The organism is Virgibacillus ndiopensis, from assembly GCF_900187325.1.
GTDB lineage: Bacteria > Bacillota > Bacilli > Bacillales > Amphibacillaceae > Virgibacillus_E > Virgibacillus_E ndiopensis.
Map to the genome: position 1 here is coordinate 826,675 of NZ_FZMZ01000005.1, position 26,430 is coordinate 853,104.

Below are 26,430 nucleotides of genomic sequence, written 5' to 3' on the forward strand. Positions count from 1 at the left end.
TCATTTTATCCCAGAATGCACTAAAAAAACGGGAAATGTGAAATTTAATTCACACTTCCGGATATTTTTTAGTCAATATATTGCTCCTTAAGCTTATTATGCTCTTCATTCGTTTTGGAATAATGAATTTTCCCTTCTGAATCATGTAGGAAATACTTATATTCTGTTTCTTCAGGCTTAAGTGTTGCTTTTAACGAACTCTCTGCAAAGTTTGAAATAGGACCAACAGGTAACTTTGTAACATAATAAGTGTTGTACGGCGACTTAATTTCTAAATCCTTATAGGTCACTTTATCTTTGTGCTCACCCATAGCATATTGAACAGTTGGGTCTGTTTGAAGCTTCATTCCCGCTTCTAGTCGATTATAAAAAACCCCTGCAATCATTTTGCGTTGTTCTACGGTTTTAGCTTCATTTTCTACTAATGATGCCATTGTTATTGCTTCATGGACTGTAGAATCTTTGGCAGCTATATCATCTAAATAAGGCGTAACAACTGCAACTGTTTTTTTAAGCATTTTTTCCACTATCGCTTCAGCAGTTGGTTTTTCTTCATAAAAATCATATGTTGCTGCAAATAGATAGCCCTCCAACGGTGTTCTAATATCTGGTTCCAATATGGCATTCGTCAAAATCTCAGGATATTCATTCATCAATTGTTCAACATATTTTGGATCATTTACTTTGTTTAAAAAGTCTTCTTTCTTTATCTGTAATTTGTTGGCATAAATTTCAGCAATTTGCTCTATTGTTTTTCCTTCAGGTATGGTGACTGTATATAGTGGTTCTTCCATTACTTTTCCTTTTTGTAACGCTTCGATAATTTCATCTAGTGTCATTGATTTCATCAAAGCATATTCCCCAGCCTGGAAATCCGACTCATTCTGAAACTTTATGTAAAAGCGAAATACACGTGCATCTTTTATAATGCCCTCTTCTTCTAAAATATGTGCAATATCAGATGTTGAAGATCCCATTGGAATTTCAACATTAATTTCCTTCTTACTCGATGAATCTACAGGTTTTAACGCTGATTTTACGTACATGTACCCCGAGATACCACCTACTATAAGGATTAGAATTAACGATATTATAATTATCGATACGATTTTACGAACCGTTCTAGCTTCATCACTTCTAGCAATTAGGTTGTCCTTATAGCTTCCTTTGTTTTTCTTTTTGGACATCAAGTATCCCCCTCTCATCCGGTATATTATACTAAAAAAATATAAGATATGCCATTATTCGCTAAAAATAGTACCGTAATTCCCATAAAAAACACACAAAAAAGCTGATGTCTAAGCCTCAACATCAGCTTTTTGTATAATTTTACTTATTGTTCATTTTCTTCCTCATCTGCTAACGTATTTAGCATTTCCTCGACCATTTCCCATTCCTCATCAGAATCAATTGGAAATAGTGACAAATCATTATCATCTTTTTCATTTTCTTCATAACGAAAAGCATAAACTTCAACTTCTTCGTCATCTTTCTGTTCAACTGGAACTACTGCAATATACGATTGATTTGTTTGATCAACGTCAAATGTAAATAAAACCTCAAATAAATGTTCTTCCCCGTTTTCATCAGGGACAATAATACGTTCTTTTTCTTCTAGTGCCATGCCTACACTCCTTAATTTTTAGACTCCAGAAAGCCCTGTAATATCATTACTGCTGCCATTTTATCAATTACTTTTTTCCGTTTCTTTCTACTGACATCCGCTTCTAAAAGTACACGTTCTGCAGCAATCGTTGTCAATCGTTCATCCCATAATACGGTTGGAATCTGGTGTGTTTCTTCTACGTGTCTTGCATATCGCTCTGATGCCTCTCCACGTTCGCCAATCGTACCATTCATATTTTTAGGTAAACCTATTACTGCTTTTTCTACTTCGTGCTGAGCAAGAATTTCCTTTAACTCATCATCAGCAGAAGTGATATCATTTTCATCCCATTTAATTGTTGTCAATCCCTGTGCGGTCCATCCAAATGCGTCGCTTACCGCAACCCCAATTGTTTTGGACCCCACATCTAAGCCTATTATTTTCATTTATTTACCCTTTTGCCTGTTGTTCTAAATAGAATTTTACCAATTCCTCGATAACTTCATCACGTTCAACTTTCCGGATCAAATTCCGTGCATCATTATATCTTGGGATATATGCAGGGTCACCACTTAACAAATAACCCACAATTTGATTAATCGGATTATACCCTTTCTCTCTAAGTGAATCGTGAACAGTCATTAAAATCTCTTTAATATCCTGATCAAATGGTTCTTCCGAAAAATTAAATTTCATCGTCTTATCAATAGAGCTCATAGTGACACCTCATTCCAAGTTTTGCCTTCATTCTTATTCTAACATGTTTGTACCTAATATTATATCTTTTTATGCTAGATAAGAGACAAGACCTTCATTCTATATATTATCTTTAACATATTGACTCGCATATAGCAAAGCCTGTTCAATTTTTTGTGGGTCTTTACCACCTGCTTGAGCCATGTCCGGACGGCCTCCACCGCCCCCACCACAAAGTTGCGCTGCTTGTTTAATTAAATTTCCAGCATGTAGTCCCTTTTCAATTAAATCGTTTGAAACCCCTGCTGCTAATTGTACTTTTTTATTGTTTTCTGCAGCAAGTAGAATGATGCCAGACTCGAGTTTTTGTTTTAAATCATCTACCATATTTCTTAATTGATTCATATCTTTCACACTTACTTTTTGTGCTAACAATTTCACACCATCAATTGTTTCAACTTGATCTAATATTGATGAAGCTTCCACATTCGATAATTTTGCACTAAGTGATTCGTTTTCCTTTTGAAGTGATTTAATATCCTGGAATAACACTTCAATTCGCTCTGAGACCTTTTCATCATTTGTTTTTAAGAGGTGTGCAGCATTGTTTAACAAATTGATTTTGTCGTTAACATAATGATAGGCTTTTTCGCTTGTTACAGCTTCAATTCTTCTTGTCCCAGCACCAATTCCTGTTTCTGAAACAATCTTGAACAAGCCTATTTCTGCTGTATTTCGAACATGACAGCCTCCACACAATTCTATACTATAGTCTCCAACCTGGACGACTCGTACAATATCTCCATATTTCTCACCGAATAATGCCATTGCCCCCATTTCTTTAGCCTCGGCAATCTTTTTATTCTCAATAACCAATTGTGTAGATTTCCAGACTTGTTCGTTCACAATTTGCTCAATTTTTTCTAGCTCTTCACTGGTAATTGCTCCAAAATGGGAGAAGTCAAAACGTAATCTATCTGGTGTAACTAGAGATCCTGCCTGATTTACATGGTTACCTAATAAATCCTTCAACGCTTGATGCAATAAGTGTGTAGCTGTATGATTTTTGACTATCGCTTTACGGAATTTACTGTCAACAATTGCTTTTACCTTTTGCCCAACTTTTAGTTCTCCATCTTTCACTCTCACTTGATGAATATGTTGCCCTTTAGGTGCCTTTTGAACATTTTCTACGAATGCAGACGCTCCGTCAGTGTAAATCCAACCGTTATCAGCAATCTGTCCACCACTTTCTGCATAAAAAGGGGTTTTGTCCAAGAATAACACGACATCCTCGCCTTCTTTTACAGTATCAACCATTTCTTTGTCGTTTATAATTTGTACGATTGTTGTATCCACTTCCAGTTTCTCATAACCGACAAATTCACTTTCAGCAGTTACTTTACTTAGAATTTCATCTTGTACCTGCATAGAGTCAACCTTTTGACGTGCGTTACGTGCTCGCTCTCGCTGCTTTGCCATTTCTTCTTCAAATCCAACTTCATCAATAGTAAATCCTTCTTCTTCAACATACTCTTCCGTCAATTCTTTTGGGAAGCCATATGTATCATATAATCGAAATACCTCTGTTCCAGGAAATACTGAACTTCCATTACGCTTTTCCTTCTCCATAATAGTGTTCAGAATATCTAATCCTTCATTCAATGTCTCATGAAAACGGTCTTCTTCTGTTTTAATTACATTTTCAATATATTCCTGTTGCTTGAGGACCTCTGGATAAAAGTCCTTCATAATATCTCCTACAACGGATACTAGTTTGTACATAAATGGCTTTTCAATACCTATTTGTTTTGCATAGCGGACTGCTCTTCTTAGTAGCCGTCTTAATATATATCCTCTACCTTCGTTTGATGGTAGAGCACTATCACCAATTGCAAATGCTACAGTTCTAATATGGTCAGCAATTACCTTGAATGCTGTATCACCTTCTTTAGTCTTGCCATATGTGACACTTGCTAGGTCCTCTGTCTTCTTAATGATTGGCATGAACAAATCTGTTTCATAATTTGTTGGTACATCTTGAATAACAGAAACCATACGTTCGAAGCCCATTCCTGTATCAATATTCTTTTTAGGTAGCGGTGTGTACGTGTCATCTGGATTATGGTTGAACTGCGAAAAAACTAAATTCCAGATTTCTAAATAGCGATCATTTTCCCCACCAGGATACAACTCTGGATCGCTTGGATCATTCCCATACTTCTCCCCACGGTCGTAGAAAATTTCCGTATTTGGTCCACTTGGTCCTTCACCAATATCCCAGAAGTTTTCTTCAAGACGAATAATTCGCTCTTTAGGAAGTTTTATTTCGTTTAGCCATAAATCATAAGCTTCATCATCCTCAGGGTGAACGGTAACGGATAAAAGCTCTGGATCGAAGTTAATCCACTTTTCATCTGTTAAAAATTCCCACGCCCATGCAATAGCATCCTTTTTAAAATAATCTCCTATCGAAAAATTCCCTAGCATTTCAAAAAATGTTTGATGTCTCGCAGTATAACCAACATTTTCAATATCGTTTGTGCGAATTGATTTCTGTGCATTAACAATGCGGGGATTCTCAGGAATTACGCGACCATCAAAATATTTTTTTAACGTTGCTACACCACTATTAATCCAAAGCAATGTTGGATCTTCATTCGGTACTAATGATGCACTTGGTTCAATGCGGTGTCCTTTTTCTTTAAAAAAATCTAAAAACATTTGCCGTATTTCTTGTGAACTTAGCTGTTTCATTTTATACCCTCCACTTATTATTTTCATTTCAAAATAAAAATAGGCTCTTTTCATAAATTTTGTTGCTTTTTTACTTTCGTAGTTTCAAAAAGCGCAACTAATGGAATGCTTTCTAAAATTACGTCCAATTCTTGACCTCCGTCCGGATTCACTTCGGGTGGATGCTTTCCACGGGCACGGCCTCAGCCTCCTCGAGAAAACCACTCTGCGGGGTCTTCGGACACGGGCTATTCCCGCAGGAGTCACCACCCTCCGCTCACCCAGACTAGTGATGTGGTATAATGCTGTCTTATATCGAATTTCTTATTCCACCTAATGGCCAGTAAACGTAAAACTAGTGAAGGAAATACACGGAGACACCGCGAGCCCACGGAAAGCGAAGTGTATTTCCGGAACGGCTGTCCAAGCACAAATTTACATCGCTTTTTATGTCTTTTTGTGTCAAAAACAACAACTTTTTATAAAACAGCCTAAAAAAAATACCTCTCTCTGCACAATGCAGGGACGAGATATTCGCGGTACCACCCTAATTACAAACGAATTTAATCGCTTGTCACTTATCACAATAACGGTGTGCAATCCGACGGGTTTTAACCGTACTCCAGTTTAGCTTTCCATGAGTCTTTACCTTGGATTTCTCTCAGCCAAATGAAAATCCATCTCTTAAAGGAAGGGTATCATGTACTTGGAACCTTCAACATGTTCATTATATTAAATACTAGTTTAGCGATATTATAGAAAATTATGCCTGAAAAGTCAACGATGTTGTCTAACCAACGTAACATGCGTAACAATTACCTTTAATATTGTTAATAGCGGAACCGCCACAATCATACCTATTACACCGCCTATTTGCCCACCCAATAATAAAGCAAATATAATCGCTATTGGATGTATATCAATACTTTTTCCGACAATATACGGCGAAAGCAAATTACTCTCGATAAGTTGTACGATAAAAATCGCTAATAACACAAATATGATTAACTTTGCAGACATTGTTAATGTAATAGCTACAGCTGGAACCGCTCCAATAATTGGTCCAAAGTATGGAATTATGTTGGTTAATCCCATAATGATCGCTAGTAACAATGCGTATTTAATGTGCAAAAACTGAAAAGCAACAAACGTAGTTAAGCTTACAAACAAACAGACAAGTAACTGACCGCGTATGTAATTACCCAAACTTTCATCAATTGCATGAAACAGCTCACTACTTTGCTCATGATACTTAGCTGGTATCCATTTTTTAAAATAATTTTTGATTTTGTTAAAGTCTTTTAGTAAATAAAAGACTAAGACAGGGATAACCGTAAGAAAAATAATCATATCAAAAATTTTTGTAAACCCACTTATTAGTTTGCCCAATAAATTCTCTAAAGACTGTTCCATTCCAACTATCAATTGATCCATTTTATCATGTACAGCTTCAGGTAAAAACGAGGTATATTCGTAAAGATGGTATATTAAGTCCTGATACATATCAATTAACTGTGGTAACTGTTCCGTTAAATCTTTTAATTGATGAAGAACGGCAGGATAAACACGATAAGTCAAATAACCAATCCCCGCGAAAAAAAGAATATAAATTAAAAGAATAGCCAAAGCTTTTGGGATGTGATAGGAATGAATTTTTTTAACAATAGGAAATAAGAGATATGCAATGAGCCCTGACACAATAAAAGGAGCAAGAAGGTGCCAAAGAAAAGAAAAAACAGTTCCATAGATGGGGAACAGTTTTACGAGTAAATATAGGAATAAAAATACTAGTATGCCGATGACAATCCAGTATAGAAAATTTAACGGCTTTTTCGCTTTAAACATAAACAGCACTCCCTAGTACAAAAAAATCATATTTGTGACTAAGAACTACCACTGGATTCTTCGTTCATCATCAGTAAATAAGTCATTTAATGAACTCAAGGAACCGTCAGCTTCTATTTGATGTACGGTTAATTCATTGTCATCTGTTACAGATAGTTCGATAAAACAATTCCAGCAGTAAAATTGTTGTGAGCCAATTTTTCCGATATCTTTTCCTTGGCAATTCGGGCATTGCATCATACATAATGCTCCTTTTCAGCAAAATAAATTTTATTCGTTAGCCTAACCCGAATTGTGAAAAATATACATTTGTAACTACATATCGGTAAAATAACTTAACTACCTCGGCTAGATCCACGGGTCGAAAAGTAAGTAATGGACACTCTGGAGCGATCTAAAACATCGTGCTCTCAGCCTGTCCATTACCTAAGTTTTGTGCAGCATAACCAAGGCCGCTCCACTTATAATTTCACATAAAATCATAAGGTGTTATTTCTTTTTCTTCTTCTAATACAGGTTTTGTTTCCATGTCTGACAATCTTTCCTGAAGTTGTTCTTTTAATGATGTGTATCGTTTATTAGTATCTAACGTGCGAACGCCTCTTAGAAACGCATTTTCTTCCCCGCAAATAATTAACGACTGCTTACTTCTAGTAATCGCTGTATATAACAAATTCTTGCGCAGCATGCGATTGTATGCAGACACTACTGGAAGAATGACAATTGGAAATTCACTACCTTGTGATTTATGAATAGATATACAATAAGCATGCATGATATTAATGTAATCTTTACGTTCATATATTACTTCCTTACCCTCATATGTAATCACCAATTGTTCTACATTATCCGTGTTTTCGTCTTCAGTAAAGATAGCTACCACTTCACCAATGTCTCCATTGTACACATTGTCCTCTGGCTGATTGACAAGTTGAATGACTTTATCACCTACCCGGAACACAACATCATTTGCGGCTTTTACTTCACGTTTGGTTGTTGATTTTGGGTTTACTAAATTTTGCAGTTCTTTATTGATGCGTGTTATCCCTGCCTGCGATCTGTACATTGGTGCAAGAACTTGAATATCTTTTATGTCAATCCCTTTTGAACGTGCATGTGAATAAATTTTTGTAATTACATCAATCATTTGTTGCTCGTGACAATGGATGAAACTAAAATCTTTATCATTTTGAAGAGATTCACTTGAGCATACATTATTTTTTATTGTATGGGCAAGCTGAATTATTTTTGACCCTTCTTTTTGTCGGTATACTTCATTAAGACTTACAAACGGGAGCAAATCACTAGACAGTAAATCACTTAATACTTGACCAGGACCCACAGAAGGTAGTTGATCCTCGTCACCAACTAAGAGGACTTGCATATCATCTGGAATTGCCTTAAATAAACTGTTTGCAAGCCATATGTCAACCATTGAAAATTCATCAACTATTAAAAATTTGCCATCTAATGGTTCCTGCTGATTTTTCTCAAATCCGTCTTTTCCATCCCAGCCTAATAGACGGTGAATAGTAACAGCCGGCAATCCTGTCGATTCATTTAACCTTTTTGCCGCTCTACCTGTAGGCGCTGTTAAGATAAACGGATAATCTGCTTTATTTTCGTAATCTTTAGGGTCAAGTGCAACATCGTGAATTGCTGCATAAGCTTTTAGAATACCCTTAATAACAGTGGTTTTTCCTGTACCTGGACCACCAGTGACAATTGTAATTTTTGAATCTAAAGATTGATTAATTGCAGAAAATTGCTCTTTTCCATAGCTTAATACTTCTTGTTCCTCAATATCTCCGATTATCTTCATTAATTCTGCCAAGGATGTTGTCTTTTCAATCGGTTTAGTAATCAGACGCTTTAAGTGCGATGCAAAACCATCTTCTGCATAATACAAGGATGGTAAATAGACATTTCCATTTTGAATAATAACTTTCTTCTCTTTGTTTAATTCCATCAATCTATCTGTAATATCTTTTTCTGATAGCATTTCGTTATCGTGGTATAGCAAACTAACGACCTGTTTTAAACAATTGTCTAATGGAGTATAAACATGGCCATCTTGAATGCTTCTTTGCAGTACATAAATACATCCAGCACCTAATCGATTCGGATGTGTTAAAGAAAGACCACTTTGTTGTGCTATTTCATCAGCCTTTTGGAACCCAAATCCCTCAATATCGAACACATATTGATATGGATCTTCATGTAAAATAGTTAGCGCTTCATCTTTATATTCTTTATAGATTTTTTGCGCTATTTTTAAACCAATTCCGTATTTAGCTAACTGGACAACAATATGCTCAAACCCTTGATTTTCCTGTAAACTTTTAACAAGCATTTCAGCCTTGTCATTTTTAAGTCCAGGGATATCATTTAGTACATCTTTGTTGTTTAAGATTTTAGAGATTGCATTTTCTTCTAAATGGTCTACTATCCTTTTAGCAGTCTTTTTACCAATTCCATAGAACATGTCACTAGATAGATAGGCAATTAACCCATCTTTTGTATCAGGTATAACAGTTTGATAAGAATTTACCTTATACTGTATACCAAACTTAGGATGTTTCTCGAAGGTTCCGTAAAAACAATACGTTTTGTCTTCTTGTAAATTCGAAAAATAGCCCTTTGCTACAATATCTTTCTCCTTTAATTCCTCGTTCGTATCCTCAACTTTTATTTTAGCAATTGAAAAATGTTCTTGTTCATTATGAAAAATGGTGTACATAAGCACGCCCTTAATAAACCCTTGCTCTTCATTTTCGATAGATTGTCGTTCCTGCTCCATCTAAACAACCTCGCCATCTTACGCTTCGTTTTGCTTTAACAACGCTTCAACCTGTTTCTTACCGTTAGCCGCCAATATATGATCCGGCTGAATTGTTATAGCTTTGTTAAAGTGGTCCAACGCTCCCATCGCATCATCATTATATAAAGCGATTACACCTAAATTATAGTGTGCATCACTATGCTCAGAATTCTTTTTTAACACACTCTTAAAAACCGAATCCGCTTCCTCGATATGATTACATTGTGCTAGAGCTAATCCGTATTGAAATAAAACTTCATCGTCATCCTTATCCATTTCAGACGCACGAAGGAGATATGGTAGGGAAAGCTTTAATTGATCTTGTTTTTGAAATGTCATACCTAGCATATAATAAACGTCACTTTCTTCCAAGCCCAACTCAATAGCTTTTTTAAAGTTTTCCGCTGCCTTCGGATAAAGCGATTGCTCAAAATATAAATTACCTAATCCATAGTATGCGGTTGCAGCATGTTCATCTATTTCAATAGCTCGTTGAAAAAAGTTTTCTGCCCGTGTCAATTCGTGGATATGAATTAATAGGTTACCGAAATTAATATATCCAACTGGATCATCTGGATTTTCTTCAATAACTTCAGTAAAAAGCCTAGCAGACTCTTCATATTTTTGTTCCCTCATATACTCAATTGCCTGTGTATTTTTGTCCATTTATACAATCCTCTCCACATAAGGAAAAATACAGGACCATTATCCAAGAACCACTAGAATCGGTTTGCTGGAACATGGTCCTTACTTATTTTGTATTATCCTACATAATCCAAGTATTTATTGTCTTTTATTACCTCGTTTATGGTGCCACCGCCTAGGCAAACCTCTCCATCGTAAAATACAACGGCCTGTCCAGGTGTAATGGCACGTTCTTTTATGTTAAATTCAACATGTACATTACCATTGTCCAGGATATGCACAGTTACTGCACTATCTTTTTGACGATAACGAAATTTTGCTGTGCAAGTAAATGTTTTCTCCATATTATTTTCATTAATCCAGTTTACATCAGTAGCTATTAAACCATCTGAGTAAAGTGTCGAGTGGCTAAAGCCTTGTTCAACGTAAAGAACATTTTCCTTTAAATTTTTCCCGACTACAAACCACGGATCACCTGATCCTCCAATCCCAAGTCCCTGACGTTGGCCAATTGTATAATACATAAGTCCGTCGTGTGTTCCTTTTTCAATACCACTTAACGTTTTCATTTCACCTGGTTGTGCAGGCAAATATTCGCTTAGGAATTCCTTGAAATTACGTTCACCAATAAAGCATATTCCAGTACTATCTTTCTTGGTAGCTGTTGCTAGATCATGCTGCATTGCAATTTCTCTCACTTTTTGTTTAGGTAAATGCCCTAATGGGAACATTACTTTCGCTAAAACGTCACTGGTTAATTGGTTCAAAAAATACGTTTGATCTTTGTTATCATCAACACCACGTAACATCTCATATTTACCATCATGATAGCGTACTTGTGCATAATGTCCGGTTGCCAAATAGTCAGCACCTAATGACATCGCATGGTCCAAGAATGCTTTAAACTTAATTTCTTTATTACACATGACATCAGGATTTGGTGTTCTCCCAGCTTTATATTCATCAAGAAAATAGGTAAATACTTTATCCCAATATTGTTTTTCAAAATTGACTGCATAATATGGGATACCAATTTGATTACATACACGGACTACATCTTCAAAGTCTTCCGTGGCAGTGCATACCCCGTTTTCATCAGTATCATCCCAGTTTTTCATGAAAATACCTACGACATCATATCCCTGCTCTTTTAAAAGTAAAGCAGCAACAGATGAATCTACTCCACCACTCATTCCAACTACCACTCTTGTTTCTTGTTTACTTTTCATGCATATTCACCACCCTTATCTAGAAGTTAACCGTTCAATTATTTTAGCAACACGATTCGCCGCTTCGTCAACATTACTTGTTGTATTAGCTGATCCAAAACTAAAGCGAATCGAATTAGTTGTTCGTGGATTCTCTGCTCCATACATTTCTGTTAAAACATGTGAGGGCTCAACAGATCCGGCAGTGCATGCACTTCCACTAGATGCAGCTATTCCTTCCAAATCAAAATTTGTAAGTAGCGTTTCAACATTCATCCCGGGAAAACTAATATTAACAATAGACGGAATTGTTAATTCAGGATTTCCATTAATGTCTATATCAATGTTTTTATCCTCTAACACCTTTAAGAATTGGTTTTTATACTGGCTATACGTATCTGCACGTTTTTCTCGTTCTTCCCCTACTAGCTCAACAGCCTTTTGAAAACCAATCGCGCTTACAACGTTTTCCGTTCCAGCTCGCCGTTTTCTTTCTTGCTCTCCCCCATATTGTAAAGGGCTTAGTTTAACACCATCTGCCACATATAAATAACCAATTCCTTTTGGACCATTGATTTTATGCGAAGAAACGGATAACAAATCAATCCCCAATGCTTTTACATTCAACTCCATTATCCCAAATGCTTGTACTGCATCTGTGTGGAAATAGGTCTTGTGGTCCTTTAGAAGTTGACCAATTTCCTGAATCGGTTGAATAACGCCTGTCTCATTGTTAACAGCCATGATCGATACAAGAATCGTTTCCTCCGTTATTGCACTTCGTAAATCATCTATGGAAATTCTTCCATCTTCATAAACTGGTAAATAGGTGATATCAAAGCCGTATTTTTCCAAGTATTCCGCAGTATGAAGGGTGGCATGATGTTCCTGAACAGTTGTAATAATATGATTTCCTCTATTCCTATTGGCAAATGCAGTCCCGATAAGAGCAAGGTTATCTGCTTCTGTTCCACCACTTGTAAAAACAATCTCTTTTTCGTTTGCATGAATGCTGTTCGCCAACACACGTCTTGCTTCGTCCAGAAGGCTTCTTGCTTTTCTACCAAATGAATGAACACTAGATGGATTACCAAACACCTCTTCATAAATTGGATACATTGCATCAATTACTTGTTTATTAACAGGTGTTGTTGCCGCATGATCCAAATAAATGTGTTCCATGTCTACCTTTCCTTTCTATTTGTAATACCTAACTTATATATAAAACATGTAGGATTCTTGCTGTTTATCATCTTCATGATCTTTTAAATCATCCAATGTTGTTGTATCCAGTACATCTTTAACAGCATCTCGAATTCGCAGCCACAATGCCTGCTTTGCTGGTTCTTCTTCCTCTATACCTTCAACAGGGGTTATCGGTCCTTCTAATACGCGTATAATATCTCCTGCAGTTATTTCCGCTGGCTGTTTGGCTAAAATATACCCTCCATATGCTCCTCGTATACTTTTTATCAAACCAGCATTTCTAAGTGGGGATGCTAATTGTTCTAAATAATGTTCTGATAAATTTTTATCACGCGCAATAGATTTAAGCGATATTGGACCTTCACCAAAATTCTTTGCAAGCTCAATCATAATGGTTAATCCATATCGACCTTTAGTTGAAATTTTCATAGTAAACACCTCAGTTTTTAAACATGCACATTTTAACGGTATAATTACAATACATGATATTATAGCATGAATAGGATGTTTCTTGCATTTCATCAGAATCAGATATAGCCTTTTGATAAGGTAAAGCAAACTATTATTTTATATAAAGGACGATAAAAATGAAACAAAAACCACTTGCATACCGTATGAGACCAACACATATAAGTGAGATTATCGGACAAGAACACTTAGTTGGAGAGGGTAAAATTCTAAATCGAATGGTTCAGGCTGAAAGATTAGCCTCCATGATATTATTTGGCCCCCCTGGAACAGGTAAAACCTCGATGGCAGTTGCTTTAGCAAAAAGCTTAGGCATTCCTGTAAAAATGCTAAATGCTGTTGTCGACAAGAAGAAGGATATGGAGATAGTCGTTGAAGAAGCAAAAATGACAGGACAAGTTGTATTAATACTTGACGAGGTACACCGTCTGGACAAAGGAAAACAGGACTTTTTATTACCATACGTCGAAAGTAATTTACTGACATTAATCGGTTGTACCACTAGCAATCCTTACCATTCTATTAATCCAGCGATACGAAGTAGATGTCACTTGTTTGAACTATATGCATTAACACCATCTGATATATTGACAGCTTTAAAACGTGCGGTAGTTGATGATGTAAATGGTCTTGGTGATCAGGATATTGATATAACAGACGAAGCATTGGAACACATAGCCAACGCTTCGAGCGGTGACATGCGCTCCGCACTAAACGGATTGGAACTAGCCGTTTCATCAACACCAAAAAATAATGACAATCAAATTGTAATAACATTAGATATTGCAGAAGAGTGTATGCAAAAGAAAAGTTTTTCGCATGATAAAGACGGAGATGCCCATTACGATGTACTGTCAGCTTTTCAGAAATCCATTCGCGGTAGTGACGTAAATGCTGCGCTTCATTATTTAGGTAGATTGATTGAAGCTGGTGATTTAGATAGTATTGCCAGAAGGATGATCGTATGCGCCTATGAGGATATCGGACTCGCTAATCCACAAGCAGGACCAAGAGCAGTTGCTGCAGTGCAGGCTGCCGAGCGATTAGGTTTTCCAGAAGCTCGAATTCCTTTGTCTGTTGCTATTGTCGAATTAAGTTTATCACCAAAATCTAATACTGCATACAAGGCACTAGATACTGCGTTAGCCGACATTCGCAAGGGAAAAAGTGGAGACATTCCTATCCATCTAAAAGATTCCCATTATCAAGGTGCAAAAAATCTAGGACGTGGAGTAGAATACAAATATCCACATAATTATGAGAATGGTTGGATTAGCCAACAATATTTGCCAGACTCTATAAAAAACAAATACTATTATCAGCCTAAAAAGACTGGTAAATTTGAACAAGCACTAAAGCAAGTATATGAAAAAATCCAGAAAGACAAAAACAATACTCACTAGTTAGGTATATTTCCTTTTTCCAGCGGTCACAATAGATGATAGAGGTAGTCACGAACTATAAAATCTATGGAATTATGTAATTGCTGTTACCGAAAAAGGAGATGAACAAATTGGTTAAAGTTAGACAAGATGCTTGGTCACACGAGGACGACTTATTATTAGCAGAAACCGTATTACGCCATATTAGAGAAGGCAGCACCCAATTAAATGCATTTGAAGAAGTGGGTGATAAGTTAAATCGTACATCTGCAGCATGCGGATTTCGTTGGAATGCAGAAGTCAGACAAAAATATGACCATGCTATTGATCTTGCAAAAAGACAACGAAAAGAACGAAAACGTGCTATGGCAGGGAAACCACAAAAACCAAAACAAACTATATTACCTTTAGCACAAAATTATGAAGAAAAACCAACCTATGAAGAGGATACAACCCAAGAACAAGTATCAAATATAGTTGAGCAGCCACAATTGACAATGGACATGGTTATTCGCTTTTTGAGAGAACTTAAAAAAGACTATCATGCTTCTAATCAATCAAAGCTATCACTAGAACAAACACAAAAAGAGAATAACATGTTGCGAGACCATGTAAATGAGTTGGAAAAAAAGTTAGCGGATACAGAAGAACAATTAGCAACAATTCAGGAAGACTATCAAGTATTCATCCAAATTATGGACCGTGCTAGAAAAATGACTGTTCTAGATGATCAAGGTTCCATGAAACCACCCGCATTTCGCATGGATAAAAATGGGAACCTTCAACAGCTAGCCCAAGGATCAAACCAGTAATAACTAAATAGCGAAAGTTAATAATCTTTTAGAATATAAAACAGGATGTTCCACCAATAACGGAACATCCTGTTTTTATTATGTATTCTATCAATCCCAATTGTGCCGTCCGATTTCTAGTTTTGATCCCGCTCTCAGCAGGTGGGTGCCCTGTTTTATACTTTATGAGTCCTCATGATAAGTATAAAGAGGCGTTCACGCAATATAAAAACCTTTCAGGCTCCCGAGTATATAGGTGTTCGGTCAAAACGATTATAAAAGACGAACACATCAGGATTGATTTCTAAATTGTTTAATTATTGTAACATTATCGTAGCATACCGATAATACTTTTTCAATATTATTCAAAATGAAAAATACGTTACACATGTTACAATTTCACTACAAATCGTTGTTTGAGTCATATTTTTCATTTACGTTTATAGATAACTCCCCTAATTGATCTGTACTAACCTTGCTTGGTGCATCTGTTAATAAATCTGATGCTGAAGCGGTTTTTGGAAATAATATCGTATCTCTAAGATTAGATCTACCTGCGAGTAACATGACAATTCGATCCAAACCTAAAGCTATACCACCATGTGGTGGTGCACCGAATTCTAATGCATCAAGTAAAAAGCCGAACTGTTCTTCCGCTTCTTCCTTTGTAAATCCTAATACCTTAAACATTTTATCCTGTTGCTCACGTTTGTAATTTCGGAGCGAGCCTCCACCGAGTTCATAGCCATTTAATACTAGGTCATAGGCAACAGCCCGGACACTTCCTGGATCAGTCGATAATTTTTCTAAATCTTCTGCAACGGGCATTGTAAATGGATGGTGTGCAGCAAAATATCTCTCAGAATCTTCATCATACTCAAGCAGTGGCCAATCGGTAACCCATAGGAAATTGAATTTTGTTTCGTCAATAAGCTTCAATTCCTTACCAAGTTTCAATCGTAAAGCACCTAAACTATCATATACTACTCCAGTTTTATCAGCACCGAAAAGTAATAAATCTCCATCGGTTGCACTAGCACGGTCAATAATTCCAGCCTTTTCTTCTTCTGATAAGAATTTAGCAATTGGGCCTTTTACTTCATCATTTTCAACCTTCAGCCATGCAAGGCCCTTAGCACCGTATACCTTCACAAACTCAGTTAGTTTGTCAATATCTTTTCGTGAGTAGTTCGCCGCTTCATTTTTTACATTAAGTAAACAAACTTTACCACCAGCTTCTAGTGCACCTTGAAAAACTTTAAATGACGAATCTTTTAAAATATCGGATACATGAATAAGCTCCATTGCAAATCTTGTGTCAGGCTTATCTGATCCATAACGCTCCATTGCTTCGTCATACCTAATGCGTTTTAAAGGTAATGAAATATCAATGTTTTTAACTTCTTTCATCACTTTTTGCATCATTTTTTCTGTCATTTCCATGATTTCATCACTTGACATGAACGATGTTTCGATATCAATCTGCGTAAATTCCGGCTGACGGTCCGCCCGTAAATCTTCATCACGAAAACACCTTGCAATCTGATAGTACTTTTCAAAACCAGACATCATAATCAACTGTTTAAATAGCTGTGGTGACTGTGGAAGTGCATAAAATTCTCCAGAATGAACTCGACTTGGAACTAAGTAGTCGCGTGCACCTTCAGGAGTGCTTTTAGTTAAAATTGGTGTTTCCATTTCTAAAAATCCATCTTCGTTTAAAAAGTTTCTTACTGTCTGTGTTGTTTGATGACGAAGCTTAAACGTTTTTTGCAAATCATTTCTACGTAAATCTAAATATCGATACTTTAATCTTAAATCTTCTGCAACATCTGTTTCATCTTGAATTTGAAAAGGTGGATTTTTTGCTTTATTAAGTATAACGATATCTTCTGCTACAACCTCGATACTTCCTGTCTCCATTGCTTCATTAACAGTTGCCTCGTCACGTTTGACCACTTTTCCTTTTATCTCAACAACAAATTCACTGCGCACATTTTCAGCTGTTTCCAACGCTTCTTTTGAAGATGGGTTAAATACAACTTGAACAAGACCGGATTTATCTCGTAAATCAATAAATATTAGTCCACCTAAATCCCGTCTTTTTTGTACCCAACCTTTTAATAAAACTTCTTGATCTATATTCGATGATCGAAGCGTCCCCGCTAATATACGTTTTTCCATTACGCTTTTCCTCCTTGAAGCATCTCTTTCAATTGTTGAACTACCTCTGAAATAGGTATTTCCTTTTGTTCACCTGTTTGCATTGATTTGACATTAATAACATGATTGTTTAACTCTTCATCACCTAAGATTAGCACATATCTCGCGTGTAAACGGTCAGCAGCTTTAAACTGCCCTTTCATTTTTCGATCCAGATAATCTTTGTCGACCTGTATTCCCTGTTTCCTTAATTCATACGTAATACGAACGGCTTGTTTTTCAGCCTCTTCACCTACAGCAATGAAGTAACAGTCCAATTCTTCTGTAATCGGTAATTCAATATTTTCAGCCTGAAGTGCTAGAAGCAGCCGCTCGAGACCAAGACCAAAGCCGATACCTGGAGTATTTGGTCCACCTAAGTCCTCGACAAGGCCGTTATACCTTCCACCGCCACAAAGTGTCGTAATAGCTCCAAAACCTTCTGCTTCACTCATAATCTCAAATGCAGTGTGGTTGTAATAATCCAACCCACGGACTAAATTTTTGTCTACGGTATACGGAATCTCCATCATTGTTAAATATTCTTTAACTTGATCAAAATACTCTCTTGATTCATTGTTCAAATACTCCAATATTGATGGTGCAGTTTGCATTGCCGGATGATTACGATCTGTTTTACAATCGAGTATACGTAATGGATTTTGTGATAGCCTAGTTTGGCAATCGCTACATAACTCATCTTTATGCGGTAAAAAATGTTCAATCAAAGCGTCACGATAATTTTTTCTGCTCTCATTATCACCTAAGCTATTAATAACAAGCTTTAAGTGTTTTAATCCAAGCTCTTGATAACATGTCATTGCAAGACCAATTACTTCTGCATCTATAGCCGGATTAGCACTCCCTAACACCTCCGTACCGAATTGGTTAAGTTGACGCATTCTTCCTGCTTGAGGTCGTTCATAGCGGAACATTTGTCCGAAATAATAAAGTTTTACTGGTTGAATTGGTGAACCATGTAACTTATTTTGTACAAACGCACGAGTCACGGAAGCTGTACCTTCTGGACGAAGTGTTAAGCTTCTTCCCCCTCTATCTTCAAAGGTATACATTTCCTTTTGTACAATATCTGTTGAATCACCTACACCTCGTTGAAATAACTCAGTATGTTCAAATACTGGTGTACGGATTTCTTCATAATTGAATCGGTTGCAAACATTCTTAATTGTATTTTCAACAAATTGCCATTTCTTTGCATCTTTAGGCAAAACATCAACTGTCCCGCGTGGTGCATTAATTGTCATTTAATAAAACCCCCAATTTTCACGTGTAATTACCTTATAAAAAACTATACAAAAAACTCCCGTCCCTTAAAATATAAGGGACGAGAGTTAACCCGCGTTGCCACCCTAGTTAATGCAAAACTATGCATCCGCTCTTCACAGTTAACGCCTGCAAAACGTCCATACCTACTTTATTTCGATACAGAACCTAAGGAATGTCTTTCATTAGATCATAATGTGAAAATGCTCTCAGCCGATGACATCTTCTCTCTTTCCATCTGAATTCTAACTACTTTTTCCCTCAACGGGGTACTATTTTAATTTCATATTAATAATAACTTGATTGTTGAATGATTATAATCATAATCTGTCTATAATCTAATGTCAAGCACGATTGATTTTTTTCTTCAACATTTTAACCTCACCCAATGAGATTCCTAACTCTTGGGCAATTTCCATATGATTAGCGTGACCCTCTAATTCCATGAATCGATGAAGATCCACCCCTTGGATGCCATTATTAATTGTTGAATTCCAATGTTTTTCATGTAATCGCATAATAGAATTCCTCCCATAGCTCTATCTTTGCCTAAAAACAATATTTTTATTAAAATATAGTTATGTTTACATATACGATCCATAGGAGGAAATTACTTTTGCGTATTACAACAACAATTGTACTATTTTTAACTTTGTTTCTGTTGTTCCAGACGATAGTTAATGCAAGTGAAGCATTAGTTAATACGGACAACTTAAATGTACGGTCTGGCCCAGGAACAGATCATAAAAAAATAGGTCAGGTACATACGGATCAAAAATATCCAGTCTTACAAAGACAAAATGGTTGGGTTGAGATCCAGTTAGAAAATAGTACTGGATGGATAACAGATGATTATATTACTATTTCAGGTGAAGATACTAGTTCTGTCACTTCTTCCAATTCAGATGATGCCTCAAAGACAAAATCTGATAGTAAAGAAAATAAATCTATAACGATCCAATATGAAAACACACATATTCGCAAAGGTCCATCAACGGATTATGAGATTACCGACTTTGTTAACAAAGGTGAAAAATTTGATGTTATTTCAGAAACGAATGAATGGTATGAAATCTCAAATGGTGAGATTAAAGGATTTATCTTTAAACCATTTGTGGACAAGAAATCTAGTTCATTTGCTACTGGATTAAAAAGCAAAACAATTGTTATTGATGCCGGACATGGTGGACGTGATGTAGGAGCAATCGGCGCAAGCGGCTCCTATGAAAAAAATGTTGCCTATAAGACTGCGATGGAATTAAAACAAGAGCTCTCCATACTAGGTGCAGAAGTAGTCTTAACGCGAAAAAACGATGAGTTTATTGCACTAGGCAGTCGGACAAGCCTTGCAAATATAGTAGATGCCGATGCATTTATTAGTATTCATTATAATAGTGTACCAACATTGCCAAATGTAACAGGAATCGGAACATATTATTATTACGATCAAAACAAAAATTTAGCCAAGTTTATCCAACAAGAGGTAATAAAAGAAACAAATGCGAAAGATAGAGGAATTACATTTGGTGATTTTCATGTAATTAGACAAACCTTTAAACCTGGTGTTCTGGTAGAACTAGGATTTATGTCAAATTTGGAAAAAGAACAACTTTTATTGACAGACGCCTATCAAAAAAAGCTGGTAAAAGGTATCGTCAACGGATTTGCCAAGTATTTCGGAAATAGGAATTAAGAAGATTAAGAAGTCGACTGGTCTGAAGCAAGATCAAAAAGCAAAGGATGGCTAAAATTAGCCATCCTTCTTATTTTTCCTTACTATCCAAAACCAATGTAACCGGTCCAACGTTTGTGAATTGCACATCCATCATTGCACCAAACTCTCCTGTTTCCACTGTAATATTTTGCTGCAATAAGAGCTCGTTAAATCGTTGGTACATATTATTTGCATGATCTGGTTTTGCTGCTTGTAGAAAATTTGGTCTTCTCCCTTTTCTTGTGTCACCATATAAAGTGAATTGGGATATTGACAGGACACTTCCATCTACATCTTTTAAGGACAAATTCATTTTTTCATTTTCATCCTCAAATATACGTAAGTTAACGATTTTATTCACTAAGTAGCTACTATCATCTTCCGTATCCTCATGTGTTACGCCTAAAAGTACAACTAGACCATGTTTAATCTCACCGATAATTTCTTCGTTTACCGATACACTTGCATTTTTAGCACACTGAATAACAGCTTTCATTCCAATGCTCCTCTACTGCAATGTTCTCGTTACTGTATATACATCTTTTATTTGTTTGATACGTTCAACAATTTTCCGTAAATGATTCGTATTATGAATTAGAATGGTTATATTTATGATTGCCATTTTGTTTCGATCAGATCTACCATTAACTTGTGTGATATTTGTTTTTGTTTCATTAACAGCTTGTAATACCTCATTTAAGAGACCTCTTCTATCATAACCCGAGATTTCTAAATCAACATGATATTGTTTTTTATCTGTTTGTTCACTTTTCCATTTAACTTCCAAGTAACGTTGTTGTGCTTCTTCTGTTTGCACATTTGGACAATCAGCACGATGAACGGATACTCCACGACCTTTGGTAATATAGCCTACAATCGTATCACCCGGAACCGGATTACAACACTTGGATAAACGAACTAACAGATTATCGACGCCCTCAACCTGAACACCAGAGTCTCGTTTATGAGATTTCTTTTCCTTTACTTCACTTTTGACATTTTCAAGTGTTTGTGCGAGGTCCTGTTCTTTTTTCTGGGTAGCACGAATTTTATCTGTAAGACGTGTTGCGATAATTGCCGCTGTCAAACCTTGATATCCAACCGCTGCATACATATCATCAGCATTTGTAAAGTTAAATTTTTCATAAACTCGTTTTAAATTTTCTTGCGTGAGAACGTCTTTCGGCTCAAGGGATAACGCTCTAATTTCTTTCTCAACCAAATCTTTCCCTTTTGCAACATTCTCATCACGTCGTTGTTTTTTAAAAAATTGTTTAATTTTATTTTTTGCTTGCGAAGTTTGTGTAACATTTAGCCAATCCTGTGATGGTCCATACGAATGCTTTGAAGTCATTACCTCAATTATATCTCCGTTTTTTAATTTATAATCGAGCGGTTCCATCTTCCCGTTTATTTTGGCACCAATTGTTTGATTTCCAATCTCCGTATGGATTTTGTATGCGAAATCAAGTGGTACAGAACCTGATGGCAATTCAATCACATCACCTTTAGGGGTGAAGACATAAACCATATCAGAAAATAAATCTACCTTTAACGATTCCATAAATTCTTCTGCATCGTGGGTTTCATTTTGCCATTCAAGTATTTCTCTGAACCAAGTTAATTTTTCTTCAAATGATTGCTTATCTTTATTTAATTGTCGACCTTCTTTATATGCCCAATGTGCAGCAATACCATATTCAGCAATTTCGTGCATTTCCTTCGTCCGTATTTGAACCTCAAGTGGATCACCTTTTGGACCGATAACCGTTGTATGCAAGGATTGGTAAAGATTTGGCTTCGGCATTGCAATATAATCCTTAAATCTGCCAGGCATCGGTTTCCAGCACGTATGAATAATTCCTAATACGGCATAACAATCTTTTATACTTTCAACAATAATTCGAACAGCCAGCAAATCGTATATCTCATTAAATTGTTTATTCTGCTTAACCATTTTACGATAAATACTATATAAGTGCTTAGGCCGACCAGAGATATCTGCTTCTAAATTAACTTCTTCCAGCTGATGATTTACCTCATCCATTACATCTTTAATATACGATTCTCGTTGTTCGCGTTTTTGCTTCATCAATTGTACAATCCGATAATATTGTTGTGGGTTTAAATAGCGTAGTGCAGTATCCTCTAACTCCCATTTTATAGTAGAAATCCCCAAACGATGAGCTAAAGGTGCAAAAATTTCTAACGTTTCATTAGAAATACGACGTTGTTTTGCTGGTGGTAGATGTTTTAGTGTGCGCATATTGTGCAAACGATCAGCTAATTTTATTAAAATAACCCGAATATCCTTTGCCATTGCAACAAACATTTTGCGATGATTTTCAGCTTGAATCGCTTCTTTTGATTTGTATTTAATCTTACCTAGCTTCGTTACACCGTCAACGAGCATGGCAACTTCATGATTAAATTCCTCTTCTAATTGGTCAACGGTTACATCTGTGTCTTCAACGACATCGTGTAAAAATCCACCGGCAATTGTCTCAGGATCCATTTCAAGCTCAACTAAAATGCCTGCAACCTGAACCGGGTGGATAATATAAGGCTCACCAGATTTCCGAAATTGATCTGCATGTGCATGCTCGGCATATTGGAATGCACGACGAATAAAAGCAGCATCATCTTCCGTAAGATACTGTCGAGCCTTATCTACTATGTCTTCAATTGTCAAGATAGCTTCTTTTGCCATGTAATCACCTTAATTCACTTTAGAGAATAATCATGAATATGCCTTTTTAATAGTATCGAAAATTTTAGTATAAATGTAAAGGAAAAAACATTATAATATAGGATTTAAAATAAATTCATTAAATATACTAGCCTATTCATGAGAGCCAATTATGTTACAAAAAATATATTAGAATAGGTCTGACACATTTTGCCAGACCCCCTATTTTATTTAGTACCTCGCCCAGTATTTTGCATTAAACGCTAATAGGAACTAATACTGCATTAACGTTAAAACATCATATCCATCAAGCTTTTCACGTCCATCTAAGTATGTAAGCTCAATTAAAAACGCACAGCCTACTACAATTCCTCCAAGTTCTTCCACTAATTTAATAGTTGCATCTATTGTTCCACCTGTAGCAAGTAAATCATCAGTAATTAAAACACGCTGACCAGGTTTAATGGCATCTTTGTGAATGGTCAAAATATTATTTCCATATTCTAAGCCATAATCAACTTTTATTACCTCACGAGGCAGCTTTCCCTCTTTTCTTACTGGAGCAAATCCTATTTCTAATGCATAGGATACAGGACAACCGATAATAAACCCTCTTGCCTCTGGTCCAACAACAATATCAATTTCTTTTTCATTAGCAAACTCAACTATTTCATCGACAGCAGATTTAAATGCCTTTCCATTGTCCATTAATGGGGTAATGTCCTTAAATTGAATGCCCTCTTTTGGCCAATTCTCAACTATTTTAATATATTTTTTGTAATCCATGAGTCAGTTCCTCCTTGGGTCCTTCAGCAACATCTATACATGTTGAAAACCACTCTTTTAATTTTTCATAGTTTGAATAATATAATGTTTTCTCTATATCTGCTTGGTTTAATCGTTGTTGATATATTCGTGATTCCTGCAAATCCTTTTTTGAGGGATTTGGATTCAACGTAATTACTCCATTTACTATAGTAACAAATTCTAATTCAAAAAACACTTTTGAAATAAATACTATCAAGTCACGTGTCCAACCTCGTCTATCTTTGATAATATCCATTTCCTTATTTAGATCTAATACTTTTTTTGTTCGTATTAACGCATAAAACCACTTGAAATCATCACGTGATGGAAAAACTTTCATATAACTGCTATTCTCAACATAATAACAAGCATGGATACGTGATGGTTTCGTTCTTTGGACAATCGCTTCTAAATCAGCAAGGTTAGTAGGTAAATCATAAATAAATAATGTATCCAATTTCGTTAATGTTTCTAAACTAGTACCAAACAATATATGATTTACCTTTTGAGGAAGTCGATCCGATTCCTCGTTACATACAATTAATGCGTTCTCACCAACATTTGTAAATGGTAAAATGTCTAAATTCTTTTTTCCACGATGGTCAAATAATTGCCATTCATCTATTTTCATGTCCTGAATAACAATTTGTACTTTTTTATTACCATTCCATTCATTTATCCCTAGTTCACCAACTATTGAGACTGGAGTTTGCTGGGAAATAAAATCAAAATGACTACCTAAGCCAAATCCAATCCCCTCAACATTGACCGCATCTTGTTTAAATTGTAATTTAAGATGCTTTTTCATATTTCCCAATTGTCGTATATCTGTAGGAACTTGTTTAACATGGAAAACCGGTTTTGGATTAGCCATACCAAATGGTGCCAACTGATTAATTTCATCAACCAATGTCTCGTTCATTTCTGGTAAAGTTAAAGTTTTACTAATGTCAATAACCTGCTTGAAGTCCTCTTCTGTCAACTGATCGATTATTGATTGATTTAATTCTGCTTGTAACATTTGTAAATTTTCCAATGGTAATGTCATACCTGCAGCCTGCGAATGTCCACCAAAGTGGGTAAATAAGCTTCTGACCTTCATGCAATTTTTAAATAAGTCAAAAGCTGGTATGCTTCGTGCAGATCCTTTTACACTATTATTTTCAGGATTAATAGCAAGAACAATTGCAGGTCGGTCATATTTACGAACGAGGCGTGATGCCACAATACCCAACACACCCTCATTCCACCCTTCCTGGGCAACGATAATGACTCCATTTCCATCAGGCTGAACCACTTTCTCAGCTTCTTTCACAATATTCGCTACAATTTGTTGGCGTTCTTTATTTAAATCTTCAACCATACCTGCCAGATCCTCAGCTTCATCAGAATCTTCTGTAAGTAACAATTGGACAGCTAAATCAGCGTCTTGAAGTCTACCAACAGCATTTAACCGTGGTCCAATCAGAAAGCCTACATCTTCTTCTGTTACATTACCCTCAATCTTACAGAGCTTTTTCAATGCTTTTAGTCCATGTCTGTTAGTAGTGGTTAATTTTCGTAATCCATAATAGGCAAGAATACGATTCTCACTAACGAGTGGTACTAAATCGGCAATCGTACCAATGGCTACAAGATCTAATAATTGTTCAGGAAAATACCCTAACAAACGTTCAGCAAACTTAAATGCTACGCCAACACCAGCAAGTTCTTGAAATGGATAATCCGGAGAACATTTAGGATGAACGATAGCAAACGCATCTGGTAATGTATCCTGAGGTTCATGATGGTCTGTTATGATTAAATCAATACCTATGTCTTTAGCAACATTCGCTTCATGTACTGAAGCAATTCCTGTATCCACAGTAATAATTAACCGGTACCCATCTTCACTGGCCTGTCTGAACGCCGCTTCATTAGGACCATAGCCCTCTGTAAAGCGGTTTGGAATATAAAATGCACAATCCGCTCCAAGCTCTTGTAATGCTTTAAGAAGTACCGTAGTAGAACTTACTCCATCTGCATCATAATCACCGTATATTAGAATTTTTTCGTTTTGTTCGATTGCTTTATGTACACGCTCTGCAGCTTTATCAATTGATGCAAACCCATGAGGACTAAATAAATTTGCTAGATTAGGTGAAAGAAATTCATTCGCCTCTTGTGCAGTAGCTATTCCTCTTTGTAATAAAAGTTCTTTTATTACCGGGGAAAAGTTATTATTCAAATCATCCGTCCATTGTATTAAATTATCTTGTAATGTTGTAAAATTCCATGTTGCCTTACTTTGTAACATAAACTCACCCCTGACTAATCTATTATACACAAAG

At 36.1% G+C, this 26,430-nt stretch carries 22 protein-coding genes, 1 other RNA gene and 2 other annotated features; of the genes, 3 read left to right on the top strand and 20 right to left on the bottom strand.

Annotation, left to right across the window (positions count from 1 at the left end; genetic code table 11):
• Positions 1-68: 68 nt before the first annotated feature.
• The 12 genes from mltG to cymR form a co-directional block, all read right to left on the bottom strand.
• Entirely contained in the window at positions 69-1,187 is a 1,119-nt protein-coding gene (gene mltG, locus CS937_RS11580) for an endolytic transglycosylase MltG (protein ID WP_099158606.1), read from the bottom strand.
• A 146-nt stretch (positions 1,188-1,333) separates the two neighbouring features.
• The gene (locus CS937_RS11585) at positions 1,334-1,624 is read right to left on the bottom strand and encodes a DUF1292 domain-containing protein (protein WP_099158607.1); all 291 of its coding nucleotides are present in this window, start codon (positions 1,622-1,624) and stop codon (positions 1,334-1,336) included.
• Positions 1,625-1,635: 11 nt separating this feature from the next.
• Positions 1,636-2,052 (bottom strand): Holliday junction resolvase RuvX, encoded by a 417-nt coding sequence (gene ruvX, locus CS937_RS11590; protein WP_099158608.1) that lies wholly within the window; start codon positions 2,050-2,052, stop codon positions 1,636-1,638.
• A 4-nt stretch (positions 2,053-2,056) separates the two neighbouring features.
• A complete protein-coding gene (locus CS937_RS11595) occupies positions 2,057-2,323 on the bottom strand; it encodes an IreB family regulatory phosphoprotein (protein ID WP_099158609.1) in 267 nt (88 codons plus the stop codon).
• Positions 2,324-2,422: 99 nt separating this feature from the next.
• Positions 2,423-5,059: an alanine--tRNA ligase gene (gene alaS / locus CS937_RS11600; protein WP_099158610.1), complete on the bottom strand. Its 2,637-nt coding sequence runs from the start codon at positions 5,057-5,059 to the stop codon at positions 2,423-2,425.
• Positions 5,060-5,556: 497 nt separating this feature from the next.
• Positions 5,557-5,766: a binding site (T-box leader), on the bottom strand.
• Between the two features lie 49 nt (positions 5,767-5,815).
• Positions 5,816-6,883: an AI-2E family transporter gene (locus CS937_RS11605; RefSeq protein ID WP_099158611.1), complete on the bottom strand. Its 1,068-nt coding sequence runs from the start codon at positions 6,881-6,883 to the stop codon at positions 5,816-5,818.
• 45 nt (positions 6,884-6,928) lie between these two features.
• The gene (locus CS937_RS11610) at positions 6,929-7,123 is read right to left on the bottom strand and encodes a hypothetical protein (RefSeq protein WP_099158612.1); all 195 of its coding nucleotides are present in this window, start codon (positions 7,121-7,123) and stop codon (positions 6,929-6,931) included.
• 229 nt (positions 7,124-7,352) lie between these two features.
• The gene (recD2, locus tag CS937_RS11615; protein WP_099158613.1) at positions 7,353-9,683 is read right to left on the bottom strand and encodes an SF1B family DNA helicase RecD2; all 2,331 of its coding nucleotides are present in this window, start codon (positions 9,681-9,683) and stop codon (positions 7,353-7,355) included.
• 18 nt (positions 9,684-9,701) lie between these two features.
• Positions 9,702-10,370 carry a tetratricopeptide repeat protein gene (locus CS937_RS11620; protein ID WP_099158614.1) on the bottom strand — a complete coding sequence of 223 codons (669 nt, stop codon included), beginning with the start codon at positions 10,368-10,370 and terminating at the stop codon, positions 9,702-9,704.
• 95 nt (positions 10,371-10,465) lie between these two features.
• Entirely contained in the window at positions 10,466-11,578 is a 1,113-nt protein-coding gene (gene mnmA / locus CS937_RS11625) for a tRNA 2-thiouridine(34) synthase MnmA (protein ID WP_099158615.1), read from the bottom strand.
• Positions 11,579-11,593: 15 nt separating this feature from the next.
• The gene (locus tag CS937_RS11630) at positions 11,594-12,739 is read right to left on the bottom strand and encodes a cysteine desulfurase family protein (protein ID WP_099158616.1); all 1,146 of its coding nucleotides are present in this window, start codon (positions 12,737-12,739) and stop codon (positions 11,594-11,596) included.
• A 33-nt stretch (positions 12,740-12,772) separates the two neighbouring features.
• The gene (gene cymR / locus CS937_RS11635) at positions 12,773-13,192 is read right to left on the bottom strand and encodes a cysteine metabolism transcriptional regulator CymR (RefSeq protein ID WP_099158617.1); all 420 of its coding nucleotides are present in this window, start codon (positions 13,190-13,192) and stop codon (positions 12,773-12,775) included.
• Between the two features lie 158 nt (positions 13,193-13,350).
• Here cymR and CS937_RS11640 point away from each other — a divergent pair, with 158 nt between their 5' ends.
• Both CS937_RS11640 and CS937_RS11645 read left to right on the top strand, forming a co-directional pair.
• Entirely contained in the window at positions 13,351-14,634 is a 1,284-nt protein-coding gene (locus CS937_RS11640; RefSeq protein ID WP_099158618.1) for a replication-associated recombination protein A, read from the top strand.
• Positions 14,635-14,744: 110 nt separating this feature from the next.
• Positions 14,745-15,425 (top strand): RsfA family transcriptional regulator, encoded by a 681-nt coding sequence (locus CS937_RS11645; protein ID WP_099158619.1) that lies wholly within the window; start codon positions 14,745-14,747, stop codon positions 15,423-15,425.
• A gap of 89 nt (positions 15,426-15,514) precedes the next feature.
• Here CS937_RS11645 and ssrS read toward each other — a convergent pair.
• The 4 genes from ssrS to CS937_RS19495 form a co-directional block, all read right to left on the bottom strand.
• Positions 15,515-15,705, bottom strand: a non-coding RNA gene (gene ssrS / locus CS937_RS11650) — 6S RNA.
• A 101-nt stretch (positions 15,706-15,806) separates the two neighbouring features.
• Positions 15,807-17,588, bottom strand: coding sequence for an aspartate--tRNA ligase (aspS, locus tag CS937_RS11655; protein WP_099158620.1), 1,782 nt, complete (start codon positions 17,586-17,588; stop codon positions 15,807-15,809).
• The gene (gene hisS, locus CS937_RS11660) at positions 17,588-18,871 is read right to left on the bottom strand and encodes a histidine--tRNA ligase (protein ID WP_099158621.1); all 1,284 of its coding nucleotides are present in this window, start codon (positions 18,869-18,871) and stop codon (positions 17,588-17,590) included. Before hisS ends, aspS begins: the two co-directional genes overlap by 1 nt.
• Positions 18,872-18,944: 73 nt before the next feature.
• Positions 18,945-19,164: a binding site (T-box leader), on the bottom strand.
• 70 nt (positions 19,165-19,234) lie between these two features.
• Entirely contained in the window at positions 19,235-19,408 is a 174-nt protein-coding gene (locus CS937_RS19495) for a hypothetical protein (RefSeq protein WP_176555822.1), read from the bottom strand.
• Between the two features lie 98 nt (positions 19,409-19,506).
• Here CS937_RS19495 and CS937_RS11665 point away from each other — a divergent pair, with 98 nt between their 5' ends.
• A complete protein-coding gene (locus tag CS937_RS11665) occupies positions 19,507-20,583 on the top strand; it encodes an N-acetylmuramoyl-L-alanine amidase family protein (protein ID WP_176555823.1) in 1,077 nt (358 codons plus the stop codon).
• A 70-nt stretch (positions 20,584-20,653) separates the two neighbouring features.
• On the opposite strand, the gene dtd is transcribed toward CS937_RS11665, so the two are convergent.
• The 4 genes from dtd to recJ form a co-directional block, all read right to left on the bottom strand.
• A complete protein-coding gene (dtd, locus tag CS937_RS11670) occupies positions 20,654-21,100 on the bottom strand; it encodes a D-aminoacyl-tRNA deacylase (protein ID WP_099158623.1) in 447 nt (148 codons plus the stop codon).
• Between the two features lie 12 nt (positions 21,101-21,112).
• A complete protein-coding gene (locus CS937_RS11675) occupies positions 21,113-23,314 on the bottom strand; it encodes a RelA/SpoT family protein (RefSeq protein WP_099158624.1) in 2,202 nt (733 codons plus the stop codon).
• A gap of 252 nt (positions 23,315-23,566) precedes the next feature.
• Positions 23,567-24,079: an adenine phosphoribosyltransferase gene (locus CS937_RS11680; RefSeq protein ID WP_099158625.1), complete on the bottom strand. Its 513-nt coding sequence runs from the start codon at positions 24,077-24,079 to the stop codon at positions 23,567-23,569.
• Complete coding sequence (recJ, locus tag CS937_RS11685; protein WP_099158626.1) at positions 24,057-26,396, bottom strand: single-stranded-DNA-specific exonuclease RecJ; 2,340 nt, start codon at positions 26,394-26,396, stop codon at positions 24,057-24,059. The genes CS937_RS11680 and recJ overlap by 23 nt, the downstream gene beginning before the upstream one ends.
• Positions 26,397-26,430 lie beyond the last annotated feature (34 nt).